This is a genomic window from Bradyrhizobium sp. WSM4874, from assembly GCF_055811835.1.
On the sequence record NZ_JBVVPR010000001.1, the window covers coordinates 195,429 to 215,766 of the forward strand.

The 20,338-nt window shown below is 63.1% G+C and carries 18 protein-coding genes and 1 pseudogene; 9 read left to right on the plus strand and 10 right to left on the minus strand.

Features of this window, described 5'->3' with window-relative positions:
- Positions 1-62 precede the first annotated feature (62 nt).
- Genes AC0L3P_RS00925 through AC0L3P_RS00960 form a run of 8 tightly spaced genes read right to left on the minus strand, consistent with a single transcriptional unit; the run spans position 63 to position 9,505 of the window.
- Positions 63-1,853: a chloride channel protein gene (locus AC0L3P_RS00925; protein WP_275168272.1), complete on the minus strand. Its 1,791-nt coding sequence runs from the start codon at positions 1,851-1,853 to the stop codon at positions 63-65.
- A gap of 1 nt (position 1,854) precedes the next feature.
- Positions 1,855-2,829, minus strand: a complete 975-nt coding sequence (locus AC0L3P_RS00930) for a formylglycine-generating enzyme family protein (protein ID WP_275168271.1) — start codon at positions 2,827-2,829, stop codon at positions 1,855-1,857.
- Between the two features lie 3 nt (positions 2,830-2,832).
- Positions 2,833-4,476, minus strand: a complete 1,644-nt coding sequence (locus AC0L3P_RS00935; protein WP_275168270.1) for an arylsulfatase — start codon at positions 4,474-4,476, stop codon at positions 2,833-2,835.
- 32 nt (positions 4,477-4,508) lie between these two features.
- Positions 4,509-5,282 carry a GntR family transcriptional regulator gene (locus tag AC0L3P_RS00940; protein ID WP_275168269.1) on the minus strand — a complete coding sequence of 258 codons (774 nt, stop codon included), beginning with the start codon at positions 5,280-5,282 and terminating at the stop codon, positions 4,509-4,511.
- Between the two features lie 4 nt (positions 5,283-5,286).
- Positions 5,287-6,339, minus strand: a complete 1,053-nt coding sequence (locus tag AC0L3P_RS00945; protein ID WP_275168268.1) for an ABC transporter ATP-binding protein — start codon at positions 6,337-6,339, stop codon at positions 5,287-5,289.
- Positions 6,336-7,175 (minus strand): carbohydrate ABC transporter permease, encoded by an 840-nt coding sequence (locus AC0L3P_RS00950; RefSeq protein WP_247447685.1) that lies wholly within the window; start codon positions 7,173-7,175, stop codon positions 6,336-6,338. The genes AC0L3P_RS00945 and AC0L3P_RS00950 overlap by 4 nt, the downstream gene beginning before the upstream one ends.
- Entirely contained in the window at positions 7,172-8,107 is a 936-nt protein-coding gene (locus tag AC0L3P_RS00955) for a carbohydrate ABC transporter permease (RefSeq protein ID WP_473300812.1), read from the minus strand. The genes AC0L3P_RS00950 and AC0L3P_RS00955 overlap by 4 nt, the downstream gene beginning before the upstream one ends.
- A gap of 3 nt (positions 8,108-8,110) precedes the next feature.
- Positions 8,111-9,505, minus strand: coding sequence for an ABC transporter substrate-binding protein (locus AC0L3P_RS00960; RefSeq protein ID WP_275168266.1), 1,395 nt, complete (start codon positions 9,503-9,505; stop codon positions 8,111-8,113).
- Between the two features lie 270 nt (positions 9,506-9,775).
- Between AC0L3P_RS00960 and AC0L3P_RS00965 the strand changes: the two are divergent.
- A pseudogene (locus tag AC0L3P_RS00965) lies at positions 9,776-10,006 on the plus strand (NUDIX hydrolase); the annotation flags it as partial.
- Positions 10,007-10,061: 55 nt separating this feature from the next.
- Here the strand turns inward: AC0L3P_RS00965 and AC0L3P_RS00970 are convergent.
- Positions 10,062-10,649, minus strand: a complete 588-nt coding sequence (locus AC0L3P_RS00970; protein ID WP_275168265.1) for an ANTAR domain-containing response regulator — start codon at positions 10,647-10,649, stop codon at positions 10,062-10,064.
- Positions 10,646-11,821, minus strand: a complete 1,176-nt coding sequence (locus AC0L3P_RS00975; RefSeq protein ID WP_473300813.1) for a transporter substrate-binding domain-containing protein — start codon at positions 11,819-11,821, stop codon at positions 10,646-10,648. Before AC0L3P_RS00975 ends, AC0L3P_RS00970 begins: the two co-directional genes overlap by 4 nt.
- Positions 11,822-12,228: 407 nt before the next feature.
- On the opposite strand from AC0L3P_RS00975, the gene AC0L3P_RS00980 reads away from it, so the two are divergent.
- The 8 genes from AC0L3P_RS00980 (at position 12,229) to AC0L3P_RS01015 (ending at position 20,207) form a co-directional block, all read left to right on the plus strand.
- Positions 12,229-13,629, plus strand: a complete 1,401-nt coding sequence (locus tag AC0L3P_RS00980) for an amidase (protein WP_275168263.1) — start codon at positions 12,229-12,231, stop codon at positions 13,627-13,629.
- A gap of 17 nt (positions 13,630-13,646) precedes the next feature.
- Positions 13,647-14,642 (plus strand): acetamidase/formamidase family protein, encoded by a 996-nt coding sequence (locus AC0L3P_RS00985; protein WP_275168262.1) that lies wholly within the window; start codon positions 13,647-13,649, stop codon positions 14,640-14,642.
- 57 nt (positions 14,643-14,699) lie between these two features.
- A complete protein-coding gene (locus AC0L3P_RS00990; protein WP_181956203.1) occupies positions 14,700-15,917 on the plus strand; it encodes an urea ABC transporter substrate-binding protein in 1,218 nt (405 codons plus the stop codon).
- A 95-nt stretch (positions 15,918-16,012) separates the two neighbouring features.
- A complete protein-coding gene (locus AC0L3P_RS00995; protein WP_247385980.1) occupies positions 16,013-16,879 on the plus strand; it encodes an ABC transporter permease subunit in 867 nt (288 codons plus the stop codon).
- A 12-nt stretch (positions 16,880-16,891) separates the two neighbouring features.
- Complete coding sequence (locus AC0L3P_RS01000) at positions 16,892-17,962, plus strand: branched-chain amino acid ABC transporter permease (RefSeq protein WP_275168261.1); 1,071 nt, start codon at positions 16,892-16,894, stop codon at positions 17,960-17,962.
- 2 nt (positions 17,963-17,964) lie between these two features.
- Positions 17,965-18,684, plus strand: a complete 720-nt coding sequence (locus AC0L3P_RS01005) for an ABC transporter ATP-binding protein (RefSeq protein WP_275168260.1) — start codon at positions 17,965-17,967, stop codon at positions 18,682-18,684.
- On the plus strand, positions 18,674-19,399 hold the full coding sequence (locus AC0L3P_RS01010) for an ABC transporter ATP-binding protein (RefSeq protein WP_275168259.1): 726 nt from the start codon (positions 18,674-18,676) through the stop codon (positions 19,397-19,399). Before AC0L3P_RS01005 ends, AC0L3P_RS01010 begins: the two co-directional genes overlap by 11 nt.
- Before the next feature lie 46 nt (positions 19,400-19,445).
- Positions 19,446-20,207, plus strand: coding sequence for an SDR family NAD(P)-dependent oxidoreductase (locus AC0L3P_RS01015; RefSeq protein ID WP_275168258.1), 762 nt, complete (start codon positions 19,446-19,448; stop codon positions 20,205-20,207).
- The last annotated feature ends 131 nt before the right edge of the window (positions 20,208-20,338 follow it).

A 20,338-nucleotide genomic window follows, 5' to 3' on the forward strand; every position in this document is an offset into this window, starting at 1 on the left:
TAATCCGCAAGAGCGCAGACGGCTTTCGGGCAAGGTCACGCTCAAACCCGGACTTTGACCGTCTAACGGGAAAATAATTCCTGGTTCCGACGCTCAAGTTCTTCGCCATAGGTCCGCAGCACGTGGGATTCGCTCAGCGTGCCGATCGCTGTGCGACTGTCGGCGCCGTCGACGACTGCAAGGACGTCGGCCTCGCTGCGCTCGAAAGCTTTCAGGATCTCGCGGACCGGGGTGGTCGGGAGCAGGTATTCACCCTGTTGCTGCGCCAGCGACCCGAGCAGTTCCTCGTCCTGACTGGCCACGGAATGCAGCGTGGCGGCGGGCACGATGCCCGCATAGATGCCGTTGGGATCGCGCAATACGATTTGGCGGACCAGCGCCGGCGAGAACTGCCTTTGCGCCTCGCCGATCGGCATCGTCGTCAGCGCATTCTCGAAGTCGGCGCGCATCAGGGATGCCGCGCTCATCTGCCGGACCCAGCCAATGTCCTGCGGGCCGCGGATCGCCTCGCCGCGCAGATGGAAGCGCCATGTCGCGAAGCTGTATCCGAACAGCTCGCGGACGATCAGCGCGCAGACCGACGAGGCGACCACGGCGCCAACGGTGACGGAGAAATCGCCGGTGATCTCGAGCGCGAGACAGACCATGCTGAAGGGTGCTCCGAGCACGCCGGTTCCGAGCGCGGCGAGCGCTGCAATCGCGGCGGTGCCGGGCTGAAGCGCGATCGTGGGAAGAGGCCCGGTCAGCACGACGCTGTAGAGCTGCCCGATCAGCGCGCCGAGCAGGAGCGAGGCGAAGAACAGGCCGCCGCGAAAGCCCGAGCCGAGCGAGATGGCGGAGGCCAGGATCTTGAACACGATGGTGGTCGTGAGCAGGAGCCAGGTCGGATTGCTGACCAGCAGAATCTGCATCGCGCCGTGGCCGGCGCCGAGCACGGTCGGCGTCAGCAGGGCGAGGCCGCCGAGCAGCAGGCCTCCGAGGATCGGCCGTACGAATCCCTTGAATACCGTGATGCGCTGAAAGCACCGTTCCGAGAACGCGACTGCGAGCATGACGATAATGCTGACGAAGGCGCAGATGACGCCGATCAGCACGGTTTGCCCGATCATCTCGACGGACACCGGTGAGGGGAAGCCGGGCACCATCAGGAACGACTGGTGCGTCAATTGCCGCGCGACCAGCCACGCAGTAACGGCGCTGGCGGTGACCGGAACAAGTGCGGCGGAAGTGTACGCGCCCAGCACGACCTCGAAGGCGTAGAAGGCGCCGGCCAGAGGTGCAGAAAACGCAGCGCTGATCGCACCCGCGGCGCCGCAGGCGACCAGGAGCCGCATGTCGTTACGTCGTGCGGCGAGGCGCTGGCCGACATGAGAACCGAACATCGCGCAGATCTGCGTGTAGCCGGCCTCCAGTCCGACCGACCCGCCGAAGCCGTTGGAGAGCAGGGTCTGCATCGAAATCAGGAGGCTGCCGCGAAACGACAGCCGGCCGCCATAGAGGGCATTCGCCTCGATCGCGTCGGCGAGCTGCTGGCCCTTTACGCGTCGGGCGAAGTAGAGCCCGATCAGCGCGAGCACAAGGCCGCCGAGCATCGGGATCAGCAGTGTTCGCTGCCACGAAATCACCCCGGTGGCGCTGAGATGTGCGTCGAAGGGAATATCGAACAGCAGCGCATGTGACACCTGGCTGAGGCCCGAGATGGTGGCGACGAGAACGCCGCTGAGCAGTCCGATGACAATGGCGACCAGCACAAGGCCGGTCTCGCGATTGCGCACGAAGTTGCGCAGAAAGAGCGGCAGCAAACGGATGCCGGCAGCTTGAGCCGGCTTCCCGGCATGTGAGGCTGGCGCCATCCTATGCCGGATCCCGCGGGGGTTCAGCGCGCACGACACGGAAGCCGGTATTACTCGATGACGAATCGGGTGAATTGGAGCTTCGCGCCGCGACGCGGTAGCGGTTGCAGTAGGATTCGTGGCAAAGGAAGGATCCGCCGCGCATCGAGCGGTTCGGGGCTAGTTCGCGATTCAAGGGATCGTGAGATGTTGTGAGGCGGTGATAACTCGGCGAAAAGTAGTCCTCACACCATTCCCAGACATTTCCGGCGACATTGTGCAGGCCGCATCCGTTCGGCGCAAAGGCGTGGACGGGCGACGTGCCGAGATAGCCATCGTCCAGAGTGTTGCGGCTCGGAAAATCGCCCTGCCAGATGTTGCAACGATGCTCGCCGCCTGGCTGAAGCTCATCGCCCCACGGATAGGTGGCCTGGTCCAACCCGCCGCGTGCGGCCATCTCCCATTCCGCTTCGGTCGGAAGCCGCGTGCGCGACCACGCGCAATAGGCCTGAGCGTCATTCCAGGAGACATGGACGACCGGATGATCGAGCCGGTCCAGAATGCTGCTCGACGGGCCCTCCGGTTGCGCCCAGTAAGCATGCAACACCCGGATCCACCAGGGCGTTTCGCGAACGCGCGCCGTTTGCGCAGTGCGCGTCTCTTCCGGCAGGAGCCCCTCGAAGACGAAACTCCAGCCGTAGCGTTCGGCTTCGGTCGTGTAGCCTGTGGCACGGACGAAGTCGCCGAACTGCAGGTTGCTTACGGCGTGACAGGCAATAGCGAACGGCGACAGCGTGACGGGCCGCACCGGGCCTTCGCCATCTTCAACGAAGCCCCTGTCGGCAGATCCCATGTGGAAGGTTCCGACGATCATTGAGCTCCAGCGGCGCGGGATCGGGGTTAGACTGGGAAGGATCGCTGCCTGCGCATCGTTGCCCGTCGCCGACCCCTTGTCGGCGGCGCTCTCGGTGCAACAGTGCGAGCGATCCTTCGTCATGTCCTACGTCTGCTTCTCTTCCTCCCAAAAGGCCGTGCCGCCCGCGGCCTTCATCAGTTCGAGAATCTTCTCGCGCGGGATCACGCCACAGCGATTGGCCCATTGCTGATACTGCGCCGCCATCTCGTGGACGCGATCCGGATGCTGCGCGGCCAGATCGTTCATCTCGGTGCGGTCGGTTTCCATGTCGTAGAGTTCCCAGGGGCCGGGATATTTCCGCACCAGCTTCCACTTGCTAACGCGCACGGCCGCATTGCCTTCATGCTCCCAGAACAGCGGGCCCCGATTGCCATAGGCCGCCGCGAAAGATGGCACCAGGCTCTCGCCCTCGCAGGGCAAAATAGTGTTGCCGTTGTATTCACTGGGGTAGGTGGCACCGGTGACGTCGAGGATGGTCGCCATCACATCGGTGAGCTGGCTTGGATTGTGCCGCAGGCCGCCCTTCTCGGCGATGCCGCGCGGCCAGTGCACAATGAACGGCGTGGCGATACCGCCCTCGTGGACCCAGTGCTTGTAGAGCCGGAACGGGCTGTTGGAGAGATTGGCCCAGGCGGTGCCGTAGCTCTGGTAGGTGTCCTCGCCGCCAGGCATGAGCCTTGGATCGTTGCCGAAGCGCACCGGCCTGCCGTCGCGCGTCTTTGCCTGCGCGATCATGAGCTGGTCGACCAGCTCCTTCGCGGTGACGCCTTCCGGAATGTCCTCGGCGCAGGCGCCATTGTCCGAGAGGAAGATGATCAGCGTGTTGTCCATCTGGCCGGTTTCTTCCAGCGCCTTCAGGATACGCCCGATGCCTTGGTCCATCCGGTCGATCTGGGCCGCGTAGACCTCCATGCAGCGCAGCGTCCATTCGCGCTGCTCGGCGTCGGTCCACGCGGGCTGGGTCGGGTCGCGGTCGGTCAGGCGCCAGTTCGGATGGATGATGCCGTCCTCGACGAGGCGCTTGAGGCGCTCCTCGCGCAGCTTGTCCCAGCCGGCGTCGAAGCGGCCCTTGTATTTTGCTATGTCCTCGTCATGGGCGTGGAGCGGCCAGTGCGGGGCGGTGTAGGCGACGTACTGGAAGAACGGCGCGTCGGGCTTTTCCGACCTGTGCTGGCGGATGAAGGCGGCAGCTTGGTCGCTGATCGCATCCGTATAGAAGAACGACGGGTCCTTGACGGCCTCGTGCTCGATATTGTCGTTGCCGCGGGTCAGCGTATTCGGGTGATAGAAGCTGCCGGCGCCGATGATGGTGCCGTAGAAATGGTCGAAGCCGCGCTGCATCGGCCACGCGTCGGTCGGCTCGGTGAGGCTGCTGGCGATGTGCCACTTGCCGCTGAGATAGCTCGTATAATTCCTGCTCTTGAGCGCTTCGGCGATCGTCACGCAGCTCTTGTTGAGGTTGCCGGCATAGCCTTCCGGGCCGTTGCTGTAAGTGAGGATGCCGATGCCGGTCTGGTGCGGATGCAGACCGGTGAGCAGCGAGGCGCGTGACGGGCTGCAGCGGGCGGTGTTGTAAAACTGCGAATAGCGCAAGCCGTTGGCCGCGAGGCGGTCCAGGTTCGGCGTCTGGATCTCTCCGCCGTAACAGCCGATGTCCGAAAAGCCCATGTCGTCGTTGAGTATGAGCAGGATGTTGGGCTTATCAGGGGTCTTTGCGCCATTCGGCATGTTTGTGTCCTCGTTATTGACGTGTGGCGATCTCAGTGGCGGCGAGTCAGGCTGATGCTGAGGCGGAAATAGTTCGGCAAATAGACCGCGCGCAGAAGCTCCAGCGCCCGTCCGTCCTTGCCGAAGGTGACGCGCTCGATGGCAAGCAGGGGGGACCCCACCTTCACGCCGAGCAGTTTTGCGCTGCTGGCGTCGGCAAGATCGGCGCTTATGGTTTGCTGCGCATCCTTGATGGCAAGGCCGAACTCGTCCTCGAAGACGCGATACATGATAATCGAGACCAGGTCGCGCTTTTCGAGCTCGAGCCCGATGTCCGGCGGATAGAAGGCGTGCTCGATCGCGATTGGCGTCTCATCTGCGAGCCGGAGACGCTTGAGTTGCCAGACGGCGCGCTCGCGCAGCTGATCGCGAACGGCGGCGTCGTGGCGATTGGTCATGCCTTGCTGCAAAATCCTGGCGCCGGCATGGTAGCCGGCGTCGCGGATGGTCTCCGAAAAGCCCATGAGGCGGCCGACCCAGTTCTCGGGCTGGTTCGAGCGCAGGAATGTGCCGCGGCCGCGTGAGCGGTCGAACATGCCTTCGTTCACCAACGGCGCAATGGCATTGCGGATGGTGATGCGGCTGACGCTGAAATGACGGCCGAGCTCGGCCTCGGTCATCAGACGGCCAGTTGCGTCAATCAGCTTGCCGTCGCGAACCTGACTGCGAATGGACTCGCGAATCTGGACGTGCAGGGGCGTCGAGCCTTCCGCGACGACATCGCTGCCGAGCGGAGCGGGTTTCTTCTTGCGGGTTTGAACAGCCATGGTGTCAGAGCCGCATGCGGGTCGTGGGATCAAACAAGTGAATGTCCCGGGGTCGGGCGGTGATCGAGATGGTCTCGCCTTCGCTGGGAATGTTGCCGTCGCTGACGCGCATGCGGATCATGGTGCCAGCGCAGTCGAGATCGAGCACGGCGGTATCTCCGAGGTCCTCGATCAGGTCGACGCGCGCGCCGAGTCCGCCCTCCGTCATGCGCAGGGCGCCGGGACGAAGCCCGACCACCACATCACGCTTGCCCGCGGTTGTGGTCGTCGTCTTGAGACGATGCCCGGCGATGATCACGTCGCCGTCGACATAGCGGGCGGGAACGAGGTTCATCGGGGGATTGCCGATGAAGCCGGCAATGTCGATCGAGTTCGGGCGCGCGAAAACCTCCGCGGGCGTGCCGATCTGCTGGATCTCGCCTGACATGAACACCGCCATGCGGTCGGCCAGCGTCATGGCCTCTTCCTGGTCATGGGTGACGTAGACCGCGGTGACGCCCAGCGAGCGTTGCAGCTTCTTAAGCTCCGCGCGGGTCTCCAGCCGCAGCTTCGCGTCCAGGTTTGATAGCGGCTCGTCGAGCAAAAAGAGCCGCGCCTTGCGCACAATGGCGCGGGCGAGTGCGCAGCGCTGCTGCTGACCGCCCGAGAGCTGGCCCGGCTTCCGATCCAAAAGGTGGTCGATCTTCACTTTTCTTGCCGCTTCTTGCACGGCGGAAGCAATTTGTGCCTTTGGCAGCCTGGCCATCTCAAGTGGGAAGGCGATGTTCTCTGCGACCGTCATGTGCGGATAGAGCGCGTAGCTTTGAAATACCATGGCGATGTCACGATCGCGCGCGTCAGTCGAGGTGACGTCCTTGTCGTCGATCAGCACGCGGCCGGCGGTGGGCGCATCCAGGCCGGCGAGAATGCGCAGTGTGGTGCTCTTGCCCGAACCAGAGGGGCCGAGCAGCGCGAAGAACTCGCCCGGCTTGATGTCGAAATTGACGCCCTTGAGCGCGGCGAACTCGCCGTGCATCTTGACGATGTTGCGAAAACTGACCTGACCCTGGCCGCTCATCGGCGCCCTCCGCCTTTGACTGCACCGACCGTCAAGCCCTTTACGATATGCTTCTGTGCGACTACGCCGAGCACGACGACAGGCAGCATGGCAAGGACCGAGACCGCTGCGAGCTTGGCCCACAGCGTCTGCTCAACGGAGACGAAATTGAACATGGCCACCGTCACCGGCCGCACCGTGTTGCCGCTGAGCACAACGGCGAACAGGAACTCATTCCACGCATTGAGGAACACAAACACGACGGTTACGGCGATGCCGCCGCGGACCTGCGGAATGATGATGCGCCACAGCGTCTTGAGCCTGCTGGCGCCGTCGAGATAGGCGGCTTCCTCCATCTCGAAGGGAATGTCCTCGAAATAGGAGACCAGTAGCCAGATCGCGAACGGCAGGGAGAACGACAGATAAATCAGGATGATGCCCTGATAGGTGTCGATCCAGCCGATGTTCCGCAGCACCAGGAAGTAGGGGATGATGATGCCGACTGGTGGCAGCATCTGGGTTGCCAATACGTAGAAGCCCGCGAACTTCTTGCCGCGAAAGCGCAGGCGCGCCAGGGCATAGGCCGCGGGCACCGCCATCAACATGGTGACGATAGTAGTGCCGACCGAGATGATGGCACTTGAAAGAAGGTTCGGGAGGATCGATCCGGAGCCGAACAGTACGTCCCGATAAGCCTCCAGCGTCGGCGAGAAAACGAGCTTGGGCGGATAGGCGAGCACGTCGGAATCGGTCTTGAGCGAATTCAGCACGCTCCAGATGATCGGGAAGGCCCAGGCCAGCAGGAAGACCATGGAAATCGCGAGCAGGGCGATGGCGCGGAGACGCTTTGCCGTCACTTCGCCCTCCGCAGGGCAAACAGGATACCGGAGATGATGATGGTCACGATCAGCAGCGCCACCGCCAGCGCCGCACCGTACCCGATTGACAGCTCGGTGAAGGATTTCCTGTAGGCATAGAGGTTGAGGATCTCTGTCGCAGTCCCGGGACCGCCGCCGGTGACGGTGAAGATCGCAGCAAACGCGGTCAGCGCCACCATCGTCCGCATGATGATGACCATCACGATCGCGGGCCGCAGCAAGGGCAGGGTGATGCGGCGGAAGCGCTGCCACGCCGATGCACGATCGAGCCGCGCGGCCTCATAGATATCTTCGGGCAGTGATGCCAGCGAGGCCAGCAGCACCATGAACGCAAACGGCGTCCATTGCCAGGTATGGATTGCGATCACCGAGACCGTCGCAAGCGTGGGATCGCCGAGCCAGTTCTTGCTACCGAGGCCGGCGTTGATCGCGAGGTAATCGATAATGCCGAATTCCGGTGCCAGCATGAAGGTGCGCCAGATCATCCCGACGACGGCAGGCGACAGCACGACGGGCAAGATCGCGATGACCCTGAACCAGCCCTGGCCCCGCTTCATGTCCATGACCAGCAAGGCGAGCGCCAGGCCGATGATGACCTGCAGCGCGACCGTGGAGCCGGTATAGACGAGGCTCACCAGCAGCGAGGTCCAGAAGCGCTCGTCGGAGAGCAGCACCTGGTAGTTCTCGAATCCGACGAAGCCGTTGGTGAACGGCATCGCCAGATCCATCCGGAACGCGCTGGTATAGACCAGAAAGAGCAGCGGAAACGTTGTCGTGGCAAGCAGCGCCAGAAACGCCGGTGCAAGCAAGGTTGCCGCAAACCGGCGCTCGCGCTGCGCCAGGACGCGCCCGAAATCGCTGTGAGGCGCCTCACTCGCGATCCCGGCTGATGTCGCCGCTGTCGTCGCCATGGCTCAGCCGCGCATCATGGGTTCGATGCGGCGCTGCGCATCGTCCAATGCGGCCTTGATCGTGGCTTGGCCGGAGAGGGCCGACTGGATCGCGGTTGCCATGGTGTCGCCGATCGCCGGCCATTGTGGCACGCGCGGGCGCCAGTCGACGTCGGTATCATCCTGCAGAGCGCCCATCGTGGCTTCGACGAAATTCTCGCCAAAGCCGTTCATGAGCTTGATGTATTCCGGATCCTTCCAAACCGAGGTGCGGTTGACGCCGGAGCGCTTGGTCGGGCCTGCAAAACGATGCGCGGTGCGCGCCTGGGTCTCGGCGCTCGCGGCCCATTGAATGAAAAGCCACGTCGCCTTGCGCTTCTTCTCGGGCAGCGCGGAATTGATTGGAAAACCCCAGTTCCAGATCGAGGTGGTGCGCGTGCCCGATGGGCCCTTGGGCCAGCGCGCAAAGGCGACCTTGCCGATGACCTTGGACTTCTCGGGATTGTTGATGACCGAGGCCGAGGAATGCGCGTCGATGTAGCTGGCGACGGTGCCTTGCGAGAAGGCGTCGGCAATATCGGGCCAGTTCCAGTTCGCAGCCGCCGTCGGCGCGTACTTCTTCATGATATCGACGTACCAGGCGAGCGCCGCCTCGGCCTCGGGGCCATTGACGGTGAGCTTGCCGCCCTTCATCCAGTCGCCGCCGAATTCGCGGAAAATTGACGGATAGATGTACATATTCTGGCCGGCACCGGCGACGCCGCGCAGCGCTGCGCCCCAGATGCGGTCGTTCGGCGTGTTCAGCGCCGCGGCGTTCGACATATAGGCTTCGAGCGTGTCGGCCGGCTTTAGACCCTTCGCGTCGTAGAGATCCTTGCGATAAACCTGAATGGTGACTTCGCCGTCATAGGGCATGCCATAGAGCTTGCCGTCGATGCCATTGGCGCTGCGCCAGGCCGGAATGATGTCGTCGAGCTTGAACCATGCCTGGTCGGTCAGCGACTTGTCGTTCAGATAGGTGTCAAGCGGCTCCACCCATTTGTTCGCGGCGTAGAGCGCGTAATACATGGGGTCCGCGGCATGGGTCGCGTAGGTGCCGGTCTTCGAGGTCAGGTCGATGACGCTCTTCTGACGGATCTGCGCCGGCGGAATCTTTTCGAAACGGACATCAATGCCGGTCAGCGCCTTGAACTGCGGCGTAAGCGTGATGAGGTTTTCGAAGTAGCTCGCCGGGATCACGGCGACCGTGATGGTCTCGCCGGAGACCTGCTGCCAGTCGATCTGAGCGGATTTGTAGGGCGCGAGGTCGGTGTCCTGTGCTGCGGCTTGCCGGAGAAAGGCCGGACCAAGCGTCGCAACGGCGGCGGCTGCGGTTCCGGTCTTGAGTAGCGTTCGTCGCGTCGGCTTGAATGACGGCATGCGGTCCTCCCGAAAATCCGGATTTATAATTCCGGTTAGTTAAGACATTTACTTAAATGTTATAACATGTCAACCGCGACCAGCCTGTGTCTGCTTGAGAGCGACTGGCCAATGTCGGCCATTACACTGAATGAGGTCTCAAAGTCGTGGGGTGCGATGCCCGGCCTCGATGACAGCAGTCTGACGGCGGACAAGGGGCTCGCTGCTGGTGCTGCCAGGACCGTCGGGGCTATGGCAAGTCGACCACGTTGCGGCTGATCGCCGGTCTATCGCGAGATCATGGCGGAGCTCCCCAAGCTCAGGCTTGGTGAGTTGAGGTTGTGGAAGGAAGTCAACGGCACGAACCGCAGGTCCGGCCGAAGGATGAGCGATGCGATCTTCCTGAGCAGGAAGGCCCCGGGCCCCCCTCAAGCTCGGCGACAAGAAGGAGCTCGACCGGGCGGAATGGCGAAAGCGCGCGGGTGGAAATTGCCTCCAACCTCGCGCTACGCGCCAAGCTGATTCCGAAATAGGCGGCGTGCCTTGCCGCGCTCTGTGCAGAGTAGAACGGGACAGTCTAACCTGCTGCGCGCGGGAGCATGCCCCTGGTCGTGATCTCCGCCGAGAGTTCTTCGATCGTCTTGCGCTGCTCCATCGCGGTTCTGCGGATCAGGGCAAAGGCGGCAGGTTCGGCGAGCGCATGCGAATGCATCACCTGAAGAACGGCAGCCAGAACGACGCGACGTGATCGCAGGCGCTGTTCGAGCTTGAGAATCTGCTGCTTCAGTTCGCTGGTGCGTTCGTTGCGCTCGAACGCCATGACGACCGCTGCGTAAATGCCGGCCGATCGCAACGGCTTGATGAGGAAGGAAGCCGGATCGAGTTCGAACACCAGCTTGAGGCGGCTTGGCGTCTCGGTGCCGAGCAGGGCGATGACAGGCGATCGCGCGAGGAACGCACGTTGCGCCGCTTGCAGCAGGGGCAGGAACTCGTCGTCGATCAGCGACAGGTCGGGAGCGAAGGTGACGGGCTCCGCAGGCGACCATGCAACCCCCTCGATCCCGAGACGCTCGAACTGGCGTCGCACGATGGTTGCGTCGCGTTCGTCCTTGATGGCGACGAGCGCCTTGCGTCCGCGTAGCGAAAATGAAGACGGTCTGCTCATTTTACAACCCGCAAATGCGGCGCGTTCGGCAATGCGCCGCCCGCCGAGGTTTCTTTCGACGGACTGACGGCGACGTCGAGCTGCGTCAGGTAAGGATCAGGTTTAACAGGCGCGTCGGCTTCCCAGAAGATATCAAACTGTCCTTGCGGATTGGATACCGCAAGCCGCGGTGTAAGGACGCAATGATTGTTGCCACCGTCGATCCACACCGGTCCTTGCGGCGAATTGTAGCGATATCCGGCCGCGGCGCGTCGCACCTCGGAGATGTCAGACGTGCCCGCGCGTTGCAGCGCGCGCGCCAGCAGATAGACTGCGACATAGGCGGATTGCCCGTCGACGGAAGGGCTGCTGTCCTCCCCGTAGCGCGCCCTCCAGCGCGCGACGAAGGCGCGGTTCTCCGGCAGGCGGATGCTCTCGAAATAGGCGGACGACGTGATGCATCCGGTCGATGCCGGCCCGACAATCGCCAGTTCCGGCTCGCACAGGCTGCAGCTCAGCATGGGAATCACCAGCCCCGCGGCCCTGGTGCCGGCGTGAAATGCGCGGATGAAGTCGTAGCTCGAGCTTCCGACCAGTGTGTTGAACACGATTGGCGGCTTGCGGCCAACGATCTCGTCGACGATGTGACCGACGGCGCTCTCGCCGAGCTCGAGCAGCCGCTCGGCGAGGATGTGGCCATCCGCCGCGCTGACCAGTTCACGGGTGACGCGATTGGTCTCCCAAGTCCACACGTAGTTGGAGCCGACGCAGAAGATTTCCCGCGACAGATTGTCGAGCACGTAGCGGACCAGCGGCAGCACGTTGTGATTGGGAGAGGCGCCGACATAGATCACGTTGTCCGAGCACTCGAAGCCTTCGTAGCGGGCGGGATACCAGAGCAGGCGATCGGTGCGCTCCACGATGGGAAGCACCTGCTTGCGCGAGGCCGAGGTGTAACAGCCGATGATGTGCGCGACGCCGACATTTCGAATGAGGTCGTCACAGACGGTGTGATACTCGGAGACGATGCCGCGAGGATCGCGAACATGAGGCGCGATCGCGAAGTCGAAGTCCGTCTGGCTGTTGATCTCGTCGACCGCCATCATCGCGCTCTTGAGGATCTCGCGTCCCATGGCCTGATAAGGCCCGGACTGCGAGCAGATGATGCCAACGGGAACAGACGGCTTTGTCATTGACAGCTTTCGATCAAGTAACGCGAAGATGAAATCATCATCGCGGATGACTGCGCAAGTGGCTTGCCGTTTTGCTGCGCAGCACTCTCGAAATTTAGGCAGACAGCATCGTTGACAACGCGATAGGCAGTTACTTAGACTTTTCTCCTACAGGGCAACCTGTCGAACCTCGCGTGCGCCGATCTGGCCGATGACGTCCAGTTCCTTGCACTAAGTGCTTCGTTCGATCACGGACCCTAAGCGACAGATCATAGCCGCGGCATTTGAGCCATTCGTCGCCTCATTCGGGAGGGACGGGTGGCTTTTTTCGTTTGCCGCCGAAGAAGCTGGCGATGCGTCCGCGTCGCCAGAACGGTGGCGCATGCGCGAGACGGCGGTGTGTCATGTGAGCGGGAGGATAAAGAGCGATGGCGGAAACGGATCTCCACTATCTCGGGCTCGTCGACCTTGGACGAAAGATCCAGGCGAAAGAGCTGTCGCCGGTCGAAGCGACCAAGGCGATGCTCGGGCGGATCGAGAAGCTCGACGGCAAGCTCAAGAGTTTTGCCTATGTGATGGCTGACTCGGCGCTCGCCGATGCCGCCGCGGCCGAAAAGGAGATCGTCTCCGGCAAGATCAGGGGGCCGCTGCACGGTGTGCCTGTGGCGGTGAAGGATCTCTGCTGGGCCAAGGGTGCACCTGCCGCGCATGGCATGACGATCCATGGTGACTTCCGCCCCACCGAGGATGCAACGGTCGTGGCGCGGCTGAAGGACGCCGGCGCCATCATCCTTGGCAAGCTGCAGCAGACCGAAGGCGCCTACGCCGATCATCATCCGAAGATCGACCCACCGAAAAATCCGTGGAACGCGGATCTCTGGCCGGGCGCATCGTCGAGCGGTTCCGGCGTCGCGACGGCAGCAGGCCTCTGCTTCGGCTCGCTCGGCACCGATACCGGCGGCTCGATCCGCTTTCCCTCCGCGGCCAATGGCGTCACCGGCCTCAAGCCGACCTGGGGACGGGTCAGCCGCTACGGCGCTTTCGAACTCGCCGCGACGCTGGACCACATCGGTCCGATGGCGCGAAGCGCGGTCGATTGCGGCGCCATCCTCGGCGTAATCGCGGGGCAGGACCCCAAGGACACGACGGCGGTGCCGCTGGCGGTTCCTGACTATCTTGCCGGGCTGACCGGTGATCTGCGCGGCGTGACCATTGGCGTCGACCGGCGCTGGACCAGCGACGGCACCGACGGCGATGCGGCAAAGGTGCTGGCCGAGGGGTTGCGGGTGGCGGCCGATCTCGGTGCTAAGATCAAGGAAGTTGCCTTTCCCGATCCCAAGGCGATTATCGACGACTGGTTCCCGCTCTGCGGCATCGAAGTCGCGGTCGCGCATGAGGAGACCTATCCGGCACGCAAGGACGAGTACGGCCCGGCGCTGGCGGGCCTGCTCGATCTCGGCCGGCAACAGTCCGGCATGGACTATCAGAAGATTGTGCTCCGACGCGAAGCGTTTCGCGGCGCCGTGCGTGCGCTGTTCGAGACGGTCGATCTTCTCGCGATCCCGGCCCAGGCGTTCGCCGCGCCGACGCTTGCCAAGATGGCAGCGCTCGGTGAGGACGCCTCGCTGATTGGAGGCTTGCTCCGCTTTACATGCCCGTTCGACATGACGGGGAGTCCGACCGTGACATTGCCCGGCGGCTCCGCGGCGAATGGCGGCCCGGTCGGTTTCCAGTTCGTCGGCCGTCACTTCGAAGAGGCCGGCCTCGTTCGCGCAGGCGATGCGTTCCAGCGCGTCACCGACTGGCACAAGCGTCATCCCGCGATCTGAGCCGAGGAGCCGATCTCATGTCCGAAGACTGGTTGAACACATCCATCTTGGCCAGGCGCGCCGTCGCCAAGGGCGCGACCGGCGCGACCCATAGCCTGACCATCGAGCAGCAGGGGGACTTCCATTACGTCTACGGTCCCTATGCCAAGCCGACCCTGTCGATCGACCCGGGCGGGGTGGTCGTCATCGAAACCGAAGATGCGTTCGGCGGCGTGCTGACCAAGGAGACCGACAGCCCCACCGCCAAGCTCAACTTCCCCTATCTCAATCCGCAATGCGGGCCGATCGCGGTGAATGGCGCCAAGAAGGGCGATTGCCTCGCGATCTATATCCGCGACGTCGAGACACGGGGCGAGCAGCCGGCCGGCACGACCTGCATCATTCCGGAGTTCGGCGGGCTGGTCGGGACCGGGTCGACGGCGCTGCTCAATCCGCCGTTGCGGGAGCGCGTGAAGAAGCTGCATGTCGACAAGAGCGGCGTGCGCTGGAACGACAGGCTCACGCTACCCTACGAGCCCTTCATCGGCACCATCGGCGTCTCGCCGGAGATCGAGGCGATCTCGTCGCTGCAGCCGGACTATCACGGCGGCAATATGGACCTGCCCGACGTCGCGCCAGGGGCGATCATCTATTTCCCGGTACATACCGACGGCGGGATGCTCTACGTCGGCGACTGCCACGCGACGCAGGGCGACGGCGAACTCTCCGGCGTTGCGCTCGAGCAGCGTGCGACCGTCACGCTCCAGGTCGATTTGATCAAGAACTGGAGCTTCGCCTGGCCGCGGCTCGAGACCAAGGACTTCATCATGACGATCGGCAGCGCGCGTCCGCTCGAGGATGCGGCGCGCATCGCCTATCGCGAGCTGGTGCGATGGATGGCGGCCGACTACGGCTTCGACGAGATCGACGCCTACATGCTGCTCAGCCAGGCCGGCCGCATGCGCCTCGGCAACATGGTGGACCCCAAATACACGATGGGGGCGTCCATCCTGAAGAATTACCTCAAGCCATGACACCCAGCCGCTTTCCATAGAGGGGACATCACGATGAATTCGGGACGCAAATTACGGATGGTTTTGCTCGGCGCCTTGCTCGGCACAGTGGCGTCGATGAGTGTTGGGCGCGCAGCGGAGCCGCCACTGAAGGTCGGCCTGCTCGAGGACGTGTCCGGCGATCTCGCCTTCATGGGCATGCCGAAGCTGCACGGCTCGCAGCTCGCTGTCGAGGAGATCAACAAGAGTGGCGGTATCCTGGGGAGGCAGATCGAACTGATCCACCTTGATCCGCAAGGCGACAACGCGCGCTATCAGGAATTTGGCCGCCGCCTGCTCAATCGGGACAAGGTCGACGTGCTGATCGGCGGCATCACCTCAGCCTCGCGCGAGGCGCTGCGTCCGATCGTCGATCGCACGACGACGCCGTATTTCTACACCAACCAGTACGAGGGTGGTGTCTGCGACGCCAGCATGATCAGCATGGGCGCGGTGCCCGAGCAGCAGTTCTCGACGCTGATCCCCTGGATGGTCGAGAAGTTTGGCAAGAAGGTCTATGTCATCGCCGCCGATTACAACTTCGGTCAGATCTCGGCGGAGTGGAACCGCAAGATCATGAAGGACCTGGGCGGCGAGGTCGTCGGAGAGGAATTCATTCCGCTCGGCGTGTCGCAATTCGCGCAGACCATCCAGAACATCCAGAAGGCGAAGCCGGACTGGCTGCTGACGATCAATGTCGGCGCCGCCCAGGATTCGTTCTTCGAACAGGCGGCCGCGGCCAACCTCAACCTGCCGATGGGCTCGTCGATCAAGGTCATGCTCGGCTTCGAGCACAAGCGGTTCAAGCCGCCGGCGCTCAACAACATGCACGCGACCGCGAACTGGTTCGAGGAGATCGACACGCCCGAGGCCACCGAGTTCAAGAAGCGATGGCACGCGAAATTCCCCGACGAGCTCTACATCAACGACATGGGGTACAACGCCTATAACGCGCTTTACATGTACAAGGCGCTGGTCGAGAAGGCGAAGTCGATCAAGCTCGAGGACATGCGCAAGGTCATCGCCACCGGCGATGCGTGTATCGATGCTCCCGAAGGCAAGGTCTGCATCGATCCCAAGAGCCAGCACACGTCTCACCGCATGCGCCTGATTTCGGTTGGACCAAAGCATGAGGTGAAGGTCGAGAAGGACTATGGCACGATCCAGCCTTATTGGCTCGGCGAGATCGGCTGCGATCTGACCAAGAAGAACGACAAGGATCAGTACACGCCAAACCATCTTCCCAAGAAGTCGTGATGTTCGGGCACGGATCTTGCTCGTGTTGAGTCTTACGATCCTGAACAAAACCGGCGCCGCAACGACGCGGCGCCGGGAGCGGCGGGGGTGACAGGATGTCGGCTGAAGTGTTCTCGGTATTCTACCAGTTCGCCGACGTCTTCGCGTTCCTCATTCTCTCGGCCGCGGGTCTCGCCATCGTGTTCGGCATGATGGGCGTGATCAACATGGCGCATGGCGAGTTCATCATGTGCGGCGCCTATGTCACCGTTGGCCTGGTGAATCTCGGTGTGCCGCTCGCAATCGCACAGATCCTGGCCGCGGTCACCGCGGGTCTCATCGGAGTTCTCGTCGAGTTCCTCGTCGTGCGGCGATTCTACAAGCGGCCGCTGGATTCGCTGCTCGCGACCTGGGGCCTCAGCCTTATCGTGACGCAATCGATGCTCCTGATCGTCGGCTCTGCCGTGCGCGGCATCGGAACGCCAGAGGGAAGTTTTGCGATCGGCGGCTATACGTTCTCGACCTATCGCCTGGTTCTGTTCGGTTGCGCGGTGGCCGTGCTGGCCGGCCTCTACATCATCTTTATGAAGACGCGGTTCGGCGTGATCGCCCGCGCGACCATGCAGAATGCGGCGATGGCGAAGGCACTCGGCGCGCGCACCGGACGCATCTATGCCATCAGCTTCGGGATCGGCACCGGCCTCGCCGGGCTTTGCGGGGCGCTATACGCGCCGACCATGACGCTGATTCCGACCATGGGGGCGACGTTCGTCGTCGAGAGTTTCGTCACTGTCGTGATCGGCGGAGCCAATGTGCTGCTCGGAACGGCGCCGGCGGCGGTGTTCCTGGCGATGATCCGGATGGCGCTGAACGCGAGTTACGGCCAGATTATAGGGCAGATCGGCATGCTGGTGGCCGTCATCCTGATCATCCGCGTGCTGCCCGAAGGGCTCTCCAGCGTGCTGGTTCGGCGTGGGCGGTAAGAGGAGATGTTGATGTTCAAGCTGCTGGAAGGTCCACAGACCCTTGGACGTGGCAGGATGTTCTGGTCTTGCTTCCTGGTTGGGTTGGGCGCGGCGCTGACCTACCCGCTGTTCGCCGACTCCTACGATGTCGGCAATTTCGCCTACTTCCTGATCTGGATCTTCATGGCACTTGGCCTCTGCCTGATGTGGGGCTATGGCGGGATGCTCTCGTTCGGCCAGACCCTGTTCTTCGGTATTGCCGGTTACGGTTACGGCGTGCTCGCGATCAACATGGGCGGCGGGAGCGCGACGATTGCCGCGCTCGTGCTCTCCGTGGTGCTCGCGATGATCGCGGCGGGCATCCTCGGCTACTTCATGATCTGGGGCGGTATCAATGGCATCTTCTTCGGCATCGTTACGCTGTCCGCAACGCTGGTGCTGGCCTTCTTCCTCGGCCAGACGGCTGGACCGGAATGGCATATCGGTCCGGCCCGGCTGAACGGCTTCAACGGCATGAAGGGCATGGACCCGCTGACCGTGGGTGACTTCTACATCGAGGGATCGGCGCTCTACTATGTCATGGTCGCGCTGATCGTGATCGTCTATCTCGCGCTGCGGATGCTGGTGAACTCGGGGATCGGCAACGTCATCGTGGCGACGCGCGAAAATCCGCAGCGTGCGGAAATGCTGGGCTATGACGTCCGCAAATATCAGCTTCTGACATTCGTGATCGGCAGCGGCCTCGCTGGGCTGAGTGGTGCGCTGTACACATCCTGGGGGCAGTTCATCACACCGTCCAGCATCGGCTTGCCGGCTGCCGCGATGCCGATCGTCTGGGTCGCCTTCTCCGGGCGCAGCGATCTGACGGCGACGTTGGTCGGGTCGTTCCTGCTGCTGTTCGGCTTTCAGACCATCACCGTCTACAGCCAGCAGGCCGCGCTGGTGCTGATGGGGGCGTTGCTGCTCGCCACGGTGATGCTGGCGCCGCAGGGCTTCGTGCTCGGCATCGGCAAGCTCGTTGCGGACTGGTCGCGCGGACGACGTCGCGGTGACGGTGACGTCATCGCGGAGGCCGGTCGCTTGCAGTCGGAAGAGTCCTGATCATGGCGCTGGTCGAGGTCAAAGGCGTATCCAAGCGGTTCGGCGGATTGACCGCGGTCTCCGGCGTCGACCTCACGGTCAACGCCGGCGAGGTCCACTGCCTGATCGGTCCCAATGGCGCCGGCAAGAGCACGCTGTTCAAGCTGATCGTGGGTCTCTACCCCCCGACCGAGGGCAGCATCCTGTTCGACAGTGTCGACATCACCAAGGAGCGTCCCTATGCGCGCGTGCAGCGGGGCATGAGCATCAAGATGCAAGCCCCGAGCGTGTTCAAGGAATTGCCGGTCCGACAGAACATCCAGACTGCGCTCCAGGAGCGATTGTCCGGCGCGGAACGCATCGCGGAGGAAAATCGCCTGCTGACGCTGCTCAACCTCGCACCGGACAGCGACAAGCTCGCGGGCGCGCTGTCGCATGGCCAGCAGCAATGGCTCGAGATCGGGATGGCGCTGGCGCTCAAGCCGCACCTCCTGCTGCTGGATGAGCCGACGGCCGGCATGTCGCCGGAAGAAACCTACAAGACCGGGGAGCTGATCAAATCGTTCAATGCCGAGGGAATGACGGTGCTGGTCGTCGAGCACGACATGGCCTTCGTACGCCAGGTGGCCCAGCGCGTCACGGTGCTGCATCTCGGCAAGATCTTTGCGCGCGGTGATCTCGAGAGCATCTTGCAGGACGAGAAGGTCGCGGAAATCTATCTCGGCAAGACCCATGCTCACTAAGCCCAAACCCACCGACCGGATTTTGCACGTATCGGAATTATGGGCCGGATATGGTGCGACGCCGATCCTGCAGGGAGTCACCATGTCGGTCGCGCGCGGCGAGATTGTCGGCGTGATCGGCCGCAACGGGGTCGGCAAATCGACCTTGATGCGATGCCTGATCGGCCTGCTGCAGACGTGGCGCGGCACGATACAGTTCATGGAGCAGGACGTCACGGCGCTGGAAGCCGATGCACGGGCGCGGGCCGGCTTCGGCTACATCCCGCAAGGGCGCGACGTGTTTCCACAGATGACCGTCGAGGAGAATCTTCAGGTCGGAGAGCTGATCGGCGGCCCCGGCGGCAAGAAGCTGCCGGAGCTCGTCTATGAATATTTTCCGCGGCTGAAGGAGCGTCGCCGGCAGGCCGCGGGCACCATGTCGGGCGGCGAGCAGCAGCAGCTCGCCATCGGCCGGGCGCTGATCGGCAATCCGTCGCTCATGATCCTGGACGAGCCGTCCGAGGGCATCCAGCCGTCGATCGTCCAGCACATCTGCGAGGCGCTGCGGTCGTTCCGCAACGAGCTCGGAACCACCATCATCTTCGTCGAGCAGAACCTCGACACGATCCTGGCGGTCGCCGAGCGCTGCTACATCATGGAGAAGGGCAAGATTACGCAGTCGCTGGCAGGCGCCGAGGTCAACGAGGAGAACGTCCGCGAACAGCTTCTGCTCTGAATGGCAGCATGCGTGTCTTGAAGTCGTCGATAGGGAGGAAATGAACATGGATCTGGGACTCAAGGGAGCAAGGGTTCTCGTCACGGGCAGCACCAAGGGCATCGGCAGGGCGATCGCCGACACGTTTGCGGCCGAAGGCGCCAATGTCGGCATCTGCTCGCGCAACCAGGCCGACGTCGACAACGCGGTCACCGCGATCAAGGCGAAGGGCGTCGCCGCGTTCGGCAGCTCGGTCGACGTTTCCAACGGCCCGGCGCTCAAGGCCTGGGTAGAGGATATGGCCTCCAGGCTCGGCGGCATCGACGTCGTCGTCGCCAATGTCAGCGCGTTGTCGATCGGGCAGGACGAGGAGAGCTGGGAGAAGGAGTTCTCCACCGACATGATGGGCACTGTGCGGCTGGTCAATGCGGCGATGCCGTATCTGGAGAAGAGCAAGGCCGCCGCGATCGTCACCATCTCCAGCGTGTCGGGCCGCGAGGTCGATTTCGCCAGCGGGCCCTATGGCACGTTCAAAGCCGCGATCATCCACTACACGCAAGGGCTCGCATTCCAGCTTGCTGGCAAGGGCATCCGCGCCAACTCGGTCTCGCCGGGCAACACTTATTTCGAGGGAGGCGTCTGGAACCAGATCAAGGATGGCAATCCCGAGCTGTACAAGGCTGCACTTGCGCTGAACCCGACCGGCCGCATGGGCACGCCGCAGGAAATGGCGAACGGTGCGGTGTTCCTCGCCAGCAAGGCTGCAAGCTTCATTACGGGGACCAACCTCGTGGTCGATGGCGCGCTCACGCGCGGCGTGCAGTTCTAGGGCCGCGAGCGCATCGCGCTTTCTCCCCCCGCCTGCGGGGGAGGATCGGCGAGAGGGTGTCTCCGCGTCGGGAATCCCCAAGAGGAGAAAGCCCTTATCCGTGCAGCGGCGCGACCTCTCCCGCGAGCGGG